A 14,036-nucleotide genomic window follows, 5' to 3' on the forward strand; every position below is an offset into this window, starting at 1 on the left:
GGTGGCTTCTCCCGCTGTTTCCGCTCAAGTGCAGCTTCGAGGCCATCTTCTACAAAACGCTTCTTCAGGTGTTCAATTGTCCGACTACTCACACCAAGTGCCTCTGCAGTATCAGCAACACTCCAGCCTGGACCATTATCACCGGCATCAGAAAGCAACAAGGCACGGGCGTGGACAAACCGCCTTGCGTGGGTCTTTCCACGCTTGGTTAAGGCTTCAAGATCTTTACGCTCCTGCTCGGTAAGTGTTACTCGGTATCTTGGCGACATGGTGGCCTCCTTGAATGAGTTACGCCAGTATGCCATATACCGCAATTAAACGAAATATTAAATGTTAAGTGGTACTAGGGAGGCAGAAGAGTTTTCCGAAAAACTCGTGACACTCGGATTGGCTCCCCCATGGCAATAAAACCAAGACATGGTGTCAGTGGCCGCAGTTAATTTTCTTACGCCATATTTTTCAGCCTGAAGAAGTCTAGTTCGGCAATTTCCTTAAATTTGTCGTGGACAGGACCATGAAGTTCCCGCAGGTACTTCGCAACCGTTTCGTTGCCGAGGAGACTTTTCAGATACGCCTGCATGGATGTCATGTCGATCATGGCGGTACCGTACTGCTCTTTCAATGAACCGATCTCCCTGGACAGGGCAAGACTAGACTTTCCTCCTCAAAATAAACGCCTATTTTTCGATCACTGCCGAAACTTATATTGAGATTAGATAGACTCTAAAGACTTTACTTTTGCACTACATTTTTTGCTTCTTGGATTGAAAAGCCTTTATTTGAGATCAGCCAATCATCGTCACTCGCATATTTTCTTGGTGAGAAGTCGCGATATTGAAAACTATAGGCAGATTCGCCACTATAAAAAATCGGCTCGCGTAGCGCGTCACCAAAAGTGAACGGATTGAAGCCACGCTCAATTGCTGTCTTTGGATCTAAACCAACAAATAATGCTCCAGCGATAGCTTTATGCATTTCTTCAAGTAAAGTTTCGGTTCGAGTAATGTATTCTTGAAGTATTACGGGAGGTGGCAGCGAGTAATCGATGTCTACTTGGATCAACAGCCCGATGAGGGTTGATATTTCAGTTCGTATTATACGTGTCAGCGAGAAGAGATGCGCCATATCCTTTGCCGTCATCTTATCATCATAGGCGACTATGTTTTCTCGGTAGCAAAAATATGCAATTGCATGCGCGTATCCTGGTAATTTGCATAACTCCGATAGCTCCGAGAAAACTACTTTTTCTTCTCTTGCCTGCAGCACATCTACCTCGCATTCGACTTGCGTCGATCAACCAATTACACTACGTTACTACCTCGCCGACCCGAAAAAATTCGCAATCGCAATAGCCATCGCCGGTTTACTGACCTGGAAGATCCCCGCCAGCTTGTCCGGACTCTTCAAATCTCCCTGAAACTTCTTCAGCAGCTCCATCGGAATCAACAACTCTGAAGCGAAGGCATCCGCCTCCTTCTCCTTCGCCGGCTTCTGGCTTTTCAGCCATTCTTTCGTCTTGAAGCTGAGTCTGCATGCAATTTTCCAGGACCAGTCCGCTCCAACATTTATTGGATCAACCACCAACGCCATAAATTGAGCGCAGATCCGCGAGGACCTCGTCAAGACTCCTGCTTCTTAGCCCCAAGTTTTTCAAGTCCACGCTCTGATCACTCTCAATTTCATCAAAAAATTGCCGCAGATCTTCCTTGATGGAGGCTGGCAGACCAATTAATTGCCCTGGGTCGACGATCTGATACAGCCTGAACACGTCATTCTTATGTTTCTTTATGTCCTTTTCATCAATTGCATCGCCGGCTTCACGCCTTTTCTTCAGATCGAGCCAGGCTCTTGCCTTCAGCGGAATCAGGTAGGCCGGTCCAAGTACAGGCAATCCGTCTGTCTCCTGTTTCCCGACATGGATAAATGCATAGTAGTCCTTGTCCAACAGGATGGCCGAGAGACTGGATACCTCTTCATCCATCGGAATTGGGGTCAGGTGGCTGTCGTCACCGATGGTCAAAGCATCCGGCACGCGTGAAAACAATTCCAGCATCACAGGAAATGAGCCGTCTTCAGGGTTTTTGAACCGATAAAACTGTTTCTGGCCGGTGCTTTTCTCTTGAATCTTGTATTTGCCATTGCCAATAAACTGCCAAAAGGCCTTCACGAAATCACCATCCAGCGCTTCCACGCACAGGACGATGTCGAGATCCTTGGTTGCTCGAAACTCCAATCCAACATCTTCCATTACAAGGGAGCAGGCCGTTCCACCAATCAGCACATACCTATCTGCAAATGGCGCAAAATGTGCTTTGAACCGTTCAATGCCTCTCACCATAAGACTTGCTCCATCATCTTTTCGAGGGCGGATTGCACCCGCTCATCAACGTTATCCTTCAAGCTCAGGTAAAGAGAGAAGCGATCAACCACGTCATCTTCTTCCTTAAATAGAAGCGGCGAATAATTCCATATTTCAACTTCATTCGACTGCGGTTCCGCAGCCGGCAGCTCCACGATAGCGTTAGTGAGCTTCATCGATTTCCAATCGTCCAGGCTCACCGCATATACCGGGGTAGAAGGAGGCGCCAGCAAGGTAAAGTGCGCCAATGCCGTCAATCCCGCTGGAACCCCGCACCACCTTTGTTCAAGGGGACGAATAAAGGTCCGTTTCTTTACAGGGCTGCGCATGAACTCTCGTGATCTTTGCCACAAGTCTTTTTTTCCGTCGCTAAAGCGCAGTACTCTTTCACGTCCCTCTATTAACACTTCAGCGAGACCGAGCGACTCCAATTCGTCAAAGGCCCGCGTCAACGTCATCACGGTATACCATTTACTCTTATCCAAATTTGGATACAGTTTTGCCAGTCGAGATGGCGTGTAATCCTTTCCAGGGCCGTGCAGTAGTGCATGCAATACAACCGCTTGAGTGGAAGGACTCAGCTTGCCGGGAGCGGCTGACCGAATTTGCCTGAAATGTTCCCGAAGATCGATGCCGAGCATCGGAAGATACATCTGGTTGCCGGGCACCACAAAGGGGACTTTCTGCTCGATCAGCCGCTTGCGGTTGTAGGCAGAGACCGACGAACAAAGGTAGATCAATTCTCCATCCCATTTCGCTTGGACCTGTAACATTTGTTTGCGAATGATTGCGGGAGTCTGCTCGTTATTGTCGCGCGCAACCATCAATAGACAGGGGGTGTTCAGCAGGGAAACTTCATAGAATGTGTAGGAATCTCGTAGAAAGAAAGGGAGGCTGTCAACACCTTCCCATTTTTTCGTTGTAGCGGTTATGTCCAGGTTTTCTTTCAGGTGGCGTTCAAAATCGCGTAATAGGTTCTTCATACGCACCCCTTTTAACAGTTTTTATGCACATTAACATGATTAGTGTTATCGTGTAAATAAAATGTTAACAACAGGGACACTGGAAGAATTGCGCCAAAGTAAAAAATGTAGTGCATGCCATCTTGGAACTTCAAAATCGAAAGCTCATGTATACCCTGAAGGGCATGCGGAAGATCTCACCCGAGGAGTGGACTATCTTGCCAGGGTTCACATTCAGTGTCCAGGAAGTTGCAGATTTCTCGGGTATTGGCAAGCCGAGCATTGTGACTGTCCTGAACGCATTTACGAAGTCGGAAGGAGAAAAGAATCAATATTTCAGAGCACTGAATGACTTCAATGTCGCAAATGCTACGCCGCTGTTGCGGTTGGACGACGTTAATTTTGTTTTGTTCCAGGGATACAGTCTTGTCGAAGCACTGTATGAATCGCCATTCTATTGGATGGGTGCCGATAAAACATATACGGACACTGCGATGCGGAACAGGGGGAGGTTTACTGAAGAGTTTTGTCGAGACCGATTGGAACTCGTCTTTGGGAAGGAACGGGTTTTTACTAATGTAGATATCTTTGAATCAAAGGAGAAACTTGGGGAGATCGATGTCCTTGTGATCTTTGGAAATCGGATAATCGTTGTACAAGCAAAATCGAAGCGTTTGACGCTGGAAGCTAGGAAGGGAAATGACCTTCAGATCAAGGATGACTTCAAAAAAAGTGTTCAAGACTCGTATGAACAGGGTTTGACCTGTGCTAAATCGCTCGGAGTGTCTAAGTATAAGCTTGTTGATGCCAACTCCCGAGTCATCACGGTTCCAAAAGGGTTAATGGAAATTTACATCCTCTGTGTGGTTTCTGACCACTATCCTGCGCTGAGTTTTCAGACTCGACAATTTCTCAAGTATGAGACTACTGAATCGATACAACCACCTCTTGTCTTGGATATTTTTGCCCTTGATGCAATGACTGAAATGTTGTCGTCGCCGCTCCATTTCCTGAGCTATGTGAATCAACGCGCAAATTATACTGATAAGCTTCTTGTCTCACATGAGCTAACTATTCTTTCGTACCACTTGAAGAACAATCTTTGGCTCAATGACGAACATGACATGGTTATGCTGGGAGATGATATTTCGGCCGATCTGGATGTTGCGATGGCGGTGCGTCGGGATGGAGTAAATGGGAAGAGTACACCTGATGGAATTTTAACTCGTTTCAAGTCTACAGTACTGGGCTGCATTGTGAATGGAATTGAGTCGATGCCTGACCCAGGGACTATTGACTTGGGATTCCTGTTGCTGACATTGAGCGAGGAAACCGTTCTTGATGTGAGTCGTGGAATCGACAAACTTGCGCAGCTTGCATTTCATGATCATAAACACCATGACCTGACGGTTGGTCTTGAATCCGCAAGCACTGGATTGACTATTCATATAAACGAAGAGCCGGTATCCGTTGCTGGTCCTCACCTACAAGGGCATTGTGAACGTCGTAAGTATTCACAAAAAGCAACCAGCTGGTTTGGGATATGCATTTCTCCAACTGATAAAGCACTTAGGTTTGGTCTATGTCTCAAATATGAATGGCGGCAGAATGCTAAAATGGAATTAGTGACGCGGAACATGCCAAAGTCTGGGAATTTTTTGGAATCAATCGGCCACAAAAAACACAAAGTAGGAAGAAATGATCCCTGCACCTGTGGTAGTGGGATGAAATTCAAAAAGTGTTGCATTGGGAAATAAATATTTTACAGCTTGTTCCTATAAAATGATTTTAAAAGCCATTATAACTCACTTTTGATTGTCCCGACAAAGGATGATACCAACCATGCACATAGAGGCGCAACACATCTCACTCGCCACCAGAACCCACAGTTCTATCTTCAGGGGCTCCTACATTTCTGCCATCTACATTGACATCCTCTACGGCGATAAACAGAAAAAGATCGGCGAAGGCAAGGTTTTCGAAGTCAGAATGGATCGTATTGTTAACGACGGCGAGTGCTCTTTGTTCGACGTATTCGATGGCCACTCAAGCGATCTGGGCAACCTCTATGAAGAGTTGTTTGCTGATGATGAACTGATACCTGACGTTGAAGATGAGCTTATGGATTACGGCAATATCGTGCTGATCAAGTCGATTCTCCTCTTGCCGGAGTACCGCGGGCAGGGGGTGGGCGGGCTTTTGGCGCTGGCGATTGCCGAGCGATTTGACGATCGGGATATTGTGGCGCTGAAGCCTTGGCCGATGACTGCTGATGATCCAGATAATGTGGCCGGAGCGTGGGAACTGCTGCAGCTGTCACCAGCAGAACAGAAAACCATTGCGGCAAAGCTCCGTAAAAGCTACCAACATGCCGGATTTAAACCGCTCTTCAAAGGGAGCAGTCATCTCTTCCTCACCCATTTCCGGCATCCGACGGCAACGGAGTTGATTGAATCCTCGGTCGGTTTCAAGTGAAGGTTGGCGCCGGATTCGCGCATCAACGGAAATGACATCTGTGGGTGGCATATGAAGGTCAACGGTACATACGAAATCATCGAAATGTCCGAATGGGACAAGGAAGATATCGACCTTGTCGAACCAGGCTACATCCGTATCAAAGGGAATAGGGGAGAGCTGCACTTCATCTGTGTGGATGGAGATATGGACATCCGCAGGGACAAGTCGGGCAGCTACAGATTTACCTGGGATGGCAGCGACGAATGCGATCCGGCCAGCGGTTTCGGCGAATTTACCTGTGACGGCGACACATTGACCGGCAGAATCTATATCCACAATGGAGACGATAGTTCGTTTATGGCAAAGAAAATCTCTGGAAATGAGCCATTTCCCCTATGACTGCAAGAAAATCAACCAAACCGACAACTGCTACCAAACCGCTCAGGAAGAAACCGTCCTGGAGCGATGTCAAGTCAGCCATTGCCGATTTTGAGCGTTCTGTGCTAATCGGTCTCATCTCGGACCTGTATGCCTACAGCACCCCGAACAAAAACTTCCTGCATGCCCGCTTTTCGCTCGGCAGCGACTCACTCAAGCCGTACAAAAAGATCATAGAAGATGCTCTCTTCCCGGATGTCATGTCCAATGACGATGTCGAAATTGCCACTGCGAAGAAAGCGATATCCGACTATGGCAAAGCGGTGGGTGATCCGAAAGGGATGCTGGAACTGATGGTGCACTTTGTCGAGTGCGGGGCCAGTTTTTCTCTCGATGTCGGGTATGACGACGAACATTTTTTTGCATCACTGGAGCGGATGTATGAAAAGGCCGTCAAATTGTTGCTCACCCTTGATGAGGCGATCATTGATGACTATTACGACCGGTTCGAGGACCTGGTGATTTCTACACAAGATATCGGCTGGGGTTTTCACGATACCTTGGGCGATATTTTCTATGAGGCATTCCCGGAGGAATGAGAAAACTGACACCTCTATGCCTTCTGCTCGTACCCCAACGCCTTGAAACCCCTCATCCGCTTTTCATGCATTTTCGCCAGCATCGGCACTGAACTGTCCACATAATCGTAAACCTGCACTTCCACCTTGTCCGGATGGAGTCGATGCAGCCTGCCGGCGTACTGGACCAACATTCCCTTCCATGAAAACGGCAGTGCAAGAAAGAGGGTGTCCAATCTGGCATCATCGAATCCTTCACCGATATAGCGGCCGGTGGCAAGGATTAGTCGTTCTTCGTCATCAGGGATGGAAGCCAGATGTTCCATGATCTTTCGTCGTTGCTTTGCTCCCATCCCCCCGTGGAGAACAACCAGGTGTTTCACCGCGTCTCGCAGTTCACTAGCCAGGTATTCCAGATGATCCTTCCTCTCAGTCAGCAAGATTGGGGATCGCCTGTCGGCAAGAGCCTTGCGGATATCGTCCAGGATGAGCCGGTTCCGTTCCCGGTCTTCCGTCAGTCGGGCATAAATCTCCTGAATGGTTGCCTCGCTGGCGGCAGATGGCAGGATGAAGCCGGTTTCCCGGAGGATCAGCCTTCGGGTAAATGCTCCATCGCCTTCATGCTGTTTGCGGTTGAGTGCAAATCTGGTAGGGCCGCATTGTAGGTGAATGATTGGCTGGTGGCCGTCCCGACGGTACGGTGTTGCGGTCAGACCGACAACATATTTCGCCTTCACCTCAGCCAGCACTCGCTCGAAAGAGAAAGCCGGCAGGTGGTGGCATTCATCCACTATCACTTGGCCGTAATTGGCCACGAGGTCAGAAACCTCATCCTTGCGAACCAGACTCTGCATCATGGCCACATCTATGATGCCGGTAACCTTGCTCTTTCCGGAACCAATGGTACCGATTGATTTTTTTGGCAAACCAAGAAATGTGGAAAGCTGTGCCACCCACTGATCGAGGAGAGGCTTGCGATGTACCAGCACAAGCGTTGTGCAGTTCCGGGCCGCTGCCATCCAGGCGCCGACTACGGTCTTACCGGAACCGGGAGGCGCAACGAAGATACCGGTGTCATGTCTCTCCAGTTCAGTAACAACCTGCTGCTGAATGTTTGTCAGCGAACCTTGGAATACGAATTCCGTGACAGAGCCGCTCTGCCGCTTGTCGTCAATTTTCAGCTGAATACCATGCTCTTTCAGGAGCTCTTTGAACGCATCACGACATCCCCTCGGCAGCCCGATGTGTTTTGCTGTCTCCTCGAAGCAGGCAATCACTCGCGGGGTGTTGTGGGTGGAGAGCCGCATCTTCTGCTTCTTGTAGAATTCCGGGTTCTGGAACGCAGCCAACCGCTTGATCCGGTTGAGCAGCTCCGAAGGCAGTGACTTCTTTTCGACAAAGATCCGCTGGGCCAGCACCACCGAAATATTTTTCGGCAACTTTCCTGTGATCCGTTGCTCCGGCAATCGGCCGGACGGGGAGCGTTCCCATGGCGCCTGGTCTTCGTCGTGGTCGGACGGCAGTTTCAGGCCTATAACCTGCCCTCGTCGTGTCGCCTTGTCAGCGATGGCTTGAACTTCCATGGAGGAGAGACGCTTTACGGATGAGAGGTAACCCCATTGGTCGGCATAGGGAGTGAAGGATTCGTCAATAAAGACCGAATTGCCTTGCTTGCGCGGTTCTCCCTGTAGCGGCAGAGCAATCAGGTTGCCGAAGCCGCCCCGCGGCATGGTGTCTTGGCTGGGGAAGAGACGATCATAGGATTCCATGCTGAGCTGGTGGCGGCGGGACATGGTCTCGGTAATCAGGAAGCATCCCATTACCCTGGCAACAGAGGACGCGACCGGCTCGGAGAAAAAGAACCAGGCATGGGCGCCATTGCCGGATCGTGAGCGTTCGACGGCGACCGGGAGGTCAAGTGCGTTGCAGGTTTCGCGAAAGGCGGCCACATCCTCCTGCCAGGTTGCCTTGTCGAAATCAACCGCCAAGAACCGGCAGGTATCATCTGGCAGAAGCGGATAGACGCCAAAGGTCTGCTTGCCTTGGAGATGCTCACGGATGACCTCGTCAGTGAGCGGCAAATACGCCTGATGATTGCAATCGGCACATTTGACCCGGGGGAATTTCCGTTTCCCGCAGAGAGAGTAGTCGCCGTCGTTACCGCAGGCCGGCATGTATCCCTTGCGGTCACCGCTCTTGCTGAGCCACATTTTGGGGTAGACGTCTTCGCGACCTTTGAACAACGAACGGAACAGAGAGATCTTTGCCGAAGGGGACAGCTCGGAGGTTTCACTGACAGGGATGGGTGGTGCTTCTAGCAATGACAGTTGCTTACGCAGATCGTGCAGATGGTCAAGGATCTGCTGACGCTGGTTTTCGAGTTCGGTAAGGCGGATCTCGCTTTGCCTGATCAGCTCGGTAATTTCCCGCGAGGTTTGTTTCATGGCTTCGTGGTCATGTCAGCAATTCAAGATAGGTCCGCATTACGTTACTCATTCGGCAGATTTTTGCAAAGTGTCACAGCTCCCCCATGGAGCAGTGCCGTAGTAATATATTGCTTCATAGCAGACAATGACAAATAATAAATTTCACCAGGCGGCATATTGAACTGAACTTGAGAGGCACTGACATAATGGTAGATTATCCATCCACAAGAAAAGATGAAACCCCAGTCAGCCGGGAGCAGTTGTATAAAGAGGTCTGGGCGGAGCCGATGACCACGGTCGCACTGCGATACAAGGTATCATCGAGCTTTTTGGCACGTGTCTGCACATGGCTGAACGTCCCCCGTCCCGAAAGGGGCTATTGGGCAAAGCTTGCCGTTGGTAAAGTGTCCAAGCAACCGCCGTTACCGGAAGCTGAACCTGGTGATGAACTGGAATGGAATCGGTATGGACATGCACGGCGTGCAAAACTTCCGTTACCGAAATCTCCTCGGAAAAAGAAATCAAAACGTCGTGACCGGAGTGAATTACCGGAGCGTCACCCACTGCTTCAGGGAGCACAACAGTATTTTGACGAAGCTCGTGAGACCAGCAACGGGTACCTGAGGCCCAGCAAGCGACTCATGGTCGATGTTATCGCATCCAAGCAGACGTGCAGCCGAGCCTTGGATGTGGCACGAATTGTTTCTGCTCTTTGAAGAGCGCGGTTACACGGTCGCCTTTGAGAGGCACGGTCTGGGTCTGCGCCGCTCTGGCGTCGATGAGCGTGAAAAGGGCGGCAGGGACCGGAACTATTCCGAACTCTGGAGCCCGTCACGGGATACTATTGTCACCATCGGCTCTGTACTGATTGGACTGACCATCTTTGAGATGAGCGAAAATGTCGAGGCGAAGTATCAGGACGGGAAATACGTCCGCGTCTCGGAACTGCCTGTCCGGAAAACGAGACGCTATGAAAGTTACTCGTGGACCAGCATGCACGATCTGCCCAGCGGCAGGCTCTGCATCCAGGCATACTCTCCATATCAGCGGGCGAACTGGCAACGGCAGTGGAGGGAGACGAAAGCAGGAGATTTCCCCGGCAAATTGTCGGCGATCGTCAAGGAGCTGAAACGGGAAACTGCCACCATTGTCCAGCTTGTTGAAGAAGGGGAGCGTAAGGCGGAAATTGAGCGAAAGGAATGGGAGGCCAAACAGATCATCTGGCACCGGGAAGAGGAAGAGCGCCGGCGCGTCAAGGCGATCAAGGACAGTCGGGAAGAACTAGCCGAAATCATCAAGGCTTGGGCAAAGGCAAAAGGGATCGAGGATTTCTTTGCCGACGTCGAGAGGAGAGCCGCCAACCTGGAGGAGGAGCAGAAAGCCATTGTCCTGGAGCGATTGACCCAGGCCCGAACGTTGATCGACAGTACCGACGCCCTACAATGGCTCGCTGCCTGGAAAACGCCTGGGGAAAGAATTGCGGAACCTGGTAACAACTATTGGTAACTCAGGACAAGTAAAGAGGTATTGGGAAAGTACGATGAGCCGACCCATTAACTCCACACTTTTTCAATAATGCGGAGTTAATGGGTTCATTTCTGACCCTATAAAAAATCCGGCCAATATGTTGCCTACCACCAGTAATACCAGCGCCAGTACCACCATGGGGCATAGCAGGGACGGTAGTCCGTGCTGGAGAAGGCGTACGTGATCAGCGTCCAGAACGGTTTCCCCTTCACGTAGCCATGATAGAGCCGCACCTGCACCCGATCCATCAGAATGTACGGTAGTGAGATTCCGGCGATTCCGATTGCCCAGTACCAGAATGTCCCAAGGAAACAGAGACCGACCAGCAGACCGGCAACCGCGCTGGTGAACAGGGTAACGAATATGGCGACCACCACTGCCGGGAGCTTAGCCCGTTTTGGTTGTGTCTCTCTTAACCATTGTTGGGCGTCATAGTATTTGATGGTATTTGACATATGAACCTCCCCGGATCTTGCCTGGTGTCAGCAGGTTAATCACACTCTGTCGGTCTGCGACTTGGAAATGACTGAATTGTGCTTGCTCCGAAAGCCGTCTTTATGGTAGAAGAAATATTCCATTTAGAAACTCACGAAATTCTTTTGTGGTAGCAGTGTCAAGGCGGGACGCTGATTCTCTTTGATATCAGCATGTTGAGTCCGCAGTTCGATGGACTCCCTCCGAATTATTTCTGATTCACCGATGGAAGTGGGGCGGGATGCTCATGGTGTCAAGGACAGCAAGAATGGCAGCATACGCAACACTGGTTCTGGCGGTGTCTGCCGGCTGCGGCAAGAAGGAAGAGCAAGCCCCCCCAAAGCATCCGGTTCAGGAGTCCAAGCTAGCAAAGAAGGAGACTACGGTCTCCGTTCCCGCCAGCGTTAAAGGGAAGTGGCAGGCGGTAAAGATCAGCGTAACTGACAAGAAAAGCAACAAGGAAGCGATCTACACCATAAACATCGGCGCCACTTTTTCCATCCCCGGCTCCGACCTTTCCATCAAGGTGGAAAACTTTCTCCCCCACTTCATGATGGAGGGGACCACCCTCACCTCCCAATCCAACAACCCCAAGAACCCGGCCGCCCAGATCAGGATCTACGAGAACGGGAAAGAGGTCTTCAAGGGGTGGCTCTTTACGCTCTACCCCAACACCCACGCCTTCCAGAACCCCACGTACGGTTTCGCCCTGGTGGACTACATTCCAACCAAGTAGCCTTTTTTCTGATAGAGACAAGAAGCCCGGCAGGCAATTCCCGGGCTTCTTGTCTTTTGTACCCAGTTTCGCCCGGCAGGCGTCAGGACGTACCGTGCGGGTACTCACGCAGAATGGCCGTGAAGAGTGGGATGCCGTCAGCCGTTGACGCAGAAAGGGCAATTTCCACCTCGGTCGCCGTACCGGCCGCGCCCGTTACCCGCTGGATACTCGACTCCATGCCACGGCTGCGGTCGCGCAGATACCGCTCGATTTCCTGGCGAAAGCGCTCGCTATTCTCCAGAAAGGAAAATATGCTTTCGCCGAGCAGTGCCTGACGGGAGCGGCCCAGGAGCTTTTCGGCCTGTTTGTTGGCGATGACGATTTTGCCGTCACCGAGAAAGGTCACCACTGCCGATTGGGCCATTTCGATGAAGCTCCGGTACCGTTCGTCGGACGACTGTTGCTGGACCGTTTTGCGGCCGAGCTCCTCCATCATGTCGTTGAAGGCGCCGATCAGCCGGCCAACCTCGTCTTTGCTCCGTTGCGGCAGCCGTTCGGCAAAGCTGCCGGTCCTGGTGACCGTATCGATGCTTTCGGAGAGCATGGTGATCGGGTCAATGACGGTCCGGCGGATCAAAAGCTGCATGACCATGACGATCAGGAAGAGGATGAGGGAGCTGAAGATCAGGTCGTATTTCAGGTTGATGCCGATCTGCTGGTACAGTTCGGCCATGGGGATGCTTACCGAAACGGCGCCGATGACCTCGCCGACCTTGTAATTGTAGGAGATATGGCCCCGCGGGAACCGTGCCTTGATGAAGCCGGGCGCCTCGTCATAGCTGCCATGGCAGCGCAGGCAGGACTGCTCGGCGCGCATCGGCATCAGGTAGCGGAACAGCGCCCCTTCCTTGTCCTCGATTACCTGATAGGTTTCCTTGGGGACCGAGGCCTTGAACCCCTGGAGCTGCCTCGCCTCGTATTCGTCGGGCCGGTTTGCCGGATTGCGGTAGCGCAGCGAGATCTGGCGGACATGGAAATTGCTCCCCTCGCTCATCATCTTGGCGATGCTGGTTGCCGCCACCTGAGGGATCAGGTTCGGGTTCCGTTCCGGTTCGTCGCTGGTGACCCGTGACAGATACTCGCGGGACTGGACAATCTGGTGCGCCAGGATCTGGGCATGGTCGACGGCTCCACGGATCACCAGGGCCTGCTGCCGCCGGTAGTCGTCGATGGCGTTGGCAACGGCCAGGACCAGAAACACGATGATGACGATGCTGTTGAACTTCGCTCTGAGCGTCAGGCTCCGGGCCATACGTTCCTCCTCGCTCTCAACTGAAAAGAGTATAGCGGGAGGAAGCGGCAAAGCAACCGGACCACGGCTGTCTGGTTGCTTTGCCGGTCAGCGGTCTCTCTACCCGCCCAGCCCGATCAGAGAATTGACGCCGGCACAATCTCTGTTATTCTACCCAATAACATCAGGCATCCCCCACTACGTCGCGCAACAGGGCGACCTCCTTCACGAGCTGGCTGGTATGAGGTCAGCACGAAAAGATGATTTACCATTCTAATGTTTCGCTAGTTTTCCACAAGGAGGGACTAACCATGAAAAGCGTCAAAGACATTCTTCGGAACAAAGTAAGCGGCATCTTCACCATCGTCCCGAACGCAACGGTGTTAACTGCAATCGAGCTCATGGCGGAGAAGAATATCGGCTCACTCCTGGTAATGGAGGGTGACAAACTGGTGGGGATCATCACCGAGCGCGATTACTCCAGAAAGGTTATCCTGGCGGGGAAATCGTCCAGTAATACGCTGGTCAAAGAAATCATGACCCAGAAATTAGTGGTCATTCAGCCCGGCAGTACCATCGAAGAGTGCATGGTCCTCATGATCGAAAATTCTGTGCGCTACCTGCCGGTTATCGAGGAGGGCAAGGCTATCGGCGTCATATCGATAGGGAACGTGGTCAACAGTATCATCTCCGAGCAGAACATCGTGATCAATAATTTGCAGCAATACATCATGCAGGGTTGAACCAAACCGTTTAGCGACAATTTGAGCCAATGACAAAGAAAAAGGCGGCACCTCCGGGGGCGCCTTTTTCTTTGTTTCGAACGCCTCAGGAACAGTGCAGGAAAAGAAGATCCCCGGACTCGC

General features: G+C 51.2%; 17 protein-coding genes. 8 read left to right on the top strand and 9 right to left on the bottom strand.

The window, feature by feature from the left end; all coding sequences use genetic code 11:
- The 6 genes from JN12_RS10740 to JN12_RS10765 form a co-directional block, all read right to left on the bottom strand.
- Positions 1-269: helix-turn-helix domain-containing protein (locus JN12_RS10740; protein ID WP_170241898.1), on the bottom strand; the 269-nt coding region annotated here is incomplete at its 3' end.
- 176 nt (positions 270-445) lie between these two features.
- Positions 446-622: a hypothetical protein gene (locus JN12_RS10745; protein WP_246125842.1), complete on the bottom strand. Its 177-nt coding sequence runs from the start codon at positions 620-622 to the stop codon at positions 446-448.
- Between the two features lie 110 nt (positions 623-732).
- On the bottom strand, positions 733-1,266 hold the full coding sequence (locus JN12_RS10750) for a hypothetical protein (RefSeq protein WP_145022433.1): 534 nt from the start codon (positions 1,264-1,266) through the stop codon (positions 733-735).
- 48 nt (positions 1,267-1,314) lie between these two features.
- Positions 1,315-1,590 carry an ImmA/IrrE family metallo-endopeptidase gene (locus tag JN12_RS10755; RefSeq protein ID WP_145022436.1) on the bottom strand — a complete coding sequence of 92 codons (276 nt, stop codon included), beginning with the start codon at positions 1,588-1,590 and terminating at the stop codon, positions 1,315-1,317.
- Complete coding sequence (locus JN12_RS10760; RefSeq protein ID WP_145022439.1) at positions 1,574-2,338, bottom strand: nucleotidyl transferase AbiEii/AbiGii toxin family protein; 765 nt, start codon at positions 2,336-2,338, stop codon at positions 1,574-1,576. Before JN12_RS10760 ends, JN12_RS10755 begins: the two co-directional genes overlap by 17 nt.
- Positions 2,332-3,342: a hypothetical protein gene (locus JN12_RS10765; RefSeq protein ID WP_145022442.1), complete on the bottom strand. Its 1,011-nt coding sequence runs from the start codon at positions 3,340-3,342 to the stop codon at positions 2,332-2,334. The genes JN12_RS10760 and JN12_RS10765 overlap by 7 nt, the downstream gene beginning before the upstream one ends.
- A 197-nt stretch (positions 3,343-3,539) precedes the next feature.
- Between JN12_RS10765 and JN12_RS10770 the strand changes: the two genes are divergently transcribed.
- From JN12_RS10770 to JN12_RS20640, 4 genes are all read left to right on the top strand, one after another.
- On the top strand, positions 3,540-5,078 hold the full coding sequence (locus JN12_RS10770; RefSeq protein WP_170241899.1) for a nuclease-related domain-containing protein: 1,539 nt from the start codon (positions 3,540-3,542) through the stop codon (positions 5,076-5,078).
- An 85-nt stretch (positions 5,079-5,163) separates the two neighbouring features.
- Entirely contained in the window at positions 5,164-5,796 is a 633-nt protein-coding gene (locus JN12_RS10775; RefSeq protein ID WP_145022448.1) for a hypothetical protein, read from the top strand.
- A gap of 51 nt (positions 5,797-5,847) precedes the next feature.
- On the top strand, positions 5,848-6,177 hold the full coding sequence (locus tag JN12_RS10780; protein ID WP_211360531.1) for a hypothetical protein: 330 nt from the start codon (positions 5,848-5,850) through the stop codon (positions 6,175-6,177).
- The gene (locus JN12_RS20640; protein WP_211360532.1) at positions 6,174-6,755 is read left to right on the top strand and encodes a hypothetical protein; all 582 of its coding nucleotides are present in this window, start codon (positions 6,174-6,176) and stop codon (positions 6,753-6,755) included. Before JN12_RS10780 ends, JN12_RS20640 begins: the two co-directional genes overlap by 4 nt.
- 14 nt (positions 6,756-6,769) lie before the next feature.
- Here the strand turns inward: JN12_RS20640 and JN12_RS10790 are convergent, their stop codons facing one another.
- Positions 6,770-9,178 (bottom strand): TOTE conflict system archaeo-eukaryotic primase domain-containing protein, encoded by a 2,409-nt coding sequence (locus tag JN12_RS10790; RefSeq protein WP_145022451.1) that lies wholly within the window; start codon positions 9,176-9,178, stop codon positions 6,770-6,772.
- A gap of 188 nt (positions 9,179-9,366) precedes the next feature.
- Between JN12_RS10790 and JN12_RS20810 the strand changes: the two genes are divergently transcribed.
- Complete coding sequence (locus tag JN12_RS20810) at positions 9,367-9,876, top strand: hypothetical protein (protein WP_246125843.1); 510 nt, start codon at positions 9,367-9,369, stop codon at positions 9,874-9,876.
- Positions 9,848-10,666, top strand: a complete 819-nt coding sequence (locus JN12_RS20815; protein ID WP_246125844.1) for a hypothetical protein — start codon at positions 9,848-9,850, stop codon at positions 10,664-10,666. Before JN12_RS20810 ends, JN12_RS20815 begins: the two co-directional genes overlap by 29 nt.
- 125 nt (positions 10,667-10,791) lie before the next feature.
- Here JN12_RS20815 and JN12_RS10800 read toward each other — a convergent pair whose 3' ends face one another.
- The gene (locus tag JN12_RS10800) at positions 10,792-11,142 is read right to left on the bottom strand and encodes a hypothetical protein (RefSeq protein WP_145022454.1); all 351 of its coding nucleotides are present in this window, start codon (positions 11,140-11,142) and stop codon (positions 10,792-10,794) included.
- A 287-nt stretch (positions 11,143-11,429) separates the two neighbouring features.
- Between JN12_RS10800 and JN12_RS10805 the strand changes: the two genes are divergently transcribed.
- Positions 11,430-11,897 (top strand): DUF2155 domain-containing protein, encoded by a 468-nt coding sequence (locus tag JN12_RS10805; RefSeq protein ID WP_145022457.1) that lies wholly within the window; start codon positions 11,430-11,432, stop codon positions 11,895-11,897.
- Positions 11,898-11,979: 82 nt separating this feature from the next.
- Here the strand turns inward: JN12_RS10805 and JN12_RS10810 are convergent, their stop codons facing one another.
- Positions 11,980-13,191, bottom strand: a complete 1,212-nt coding sequence (locus JN12_RS10810; protein ID WP_145022460.1) for a c-type heme family protein — start codon at positions 13,189-13,191, stop codon at positions 11,980-11,982.
- A gap of 290 nt (positions 13,192-13,481) precedes the next feature.
- Between JN12_RS10810 and JN12_RS10815 the strand changes: the two genes are divergently transcribed.
- Positions 13,482-13,913, top strand: coding sequence for a CBS domain-containing protein (locus tag JN12_RS10815; protein ID WP_145022463.1), 432 nt, complete (start codon positions 13,482-13,484; stop codon positions 13,911-13,913).
- The last annotated feature ends 123 nt before the right edge of the window (positions 13,914-14,036 follow it).

The sequence above is a fragment of the Geobacter argillaceus genome, assembly GCF_007830735.1.
Taxonomy (GTDB): Bacteria; Desulfobacterota; Desulfuromonadia; order Geobacterales; family DSM-12255; genus Geomobilibacter; species Geomobilibacter argillaceus.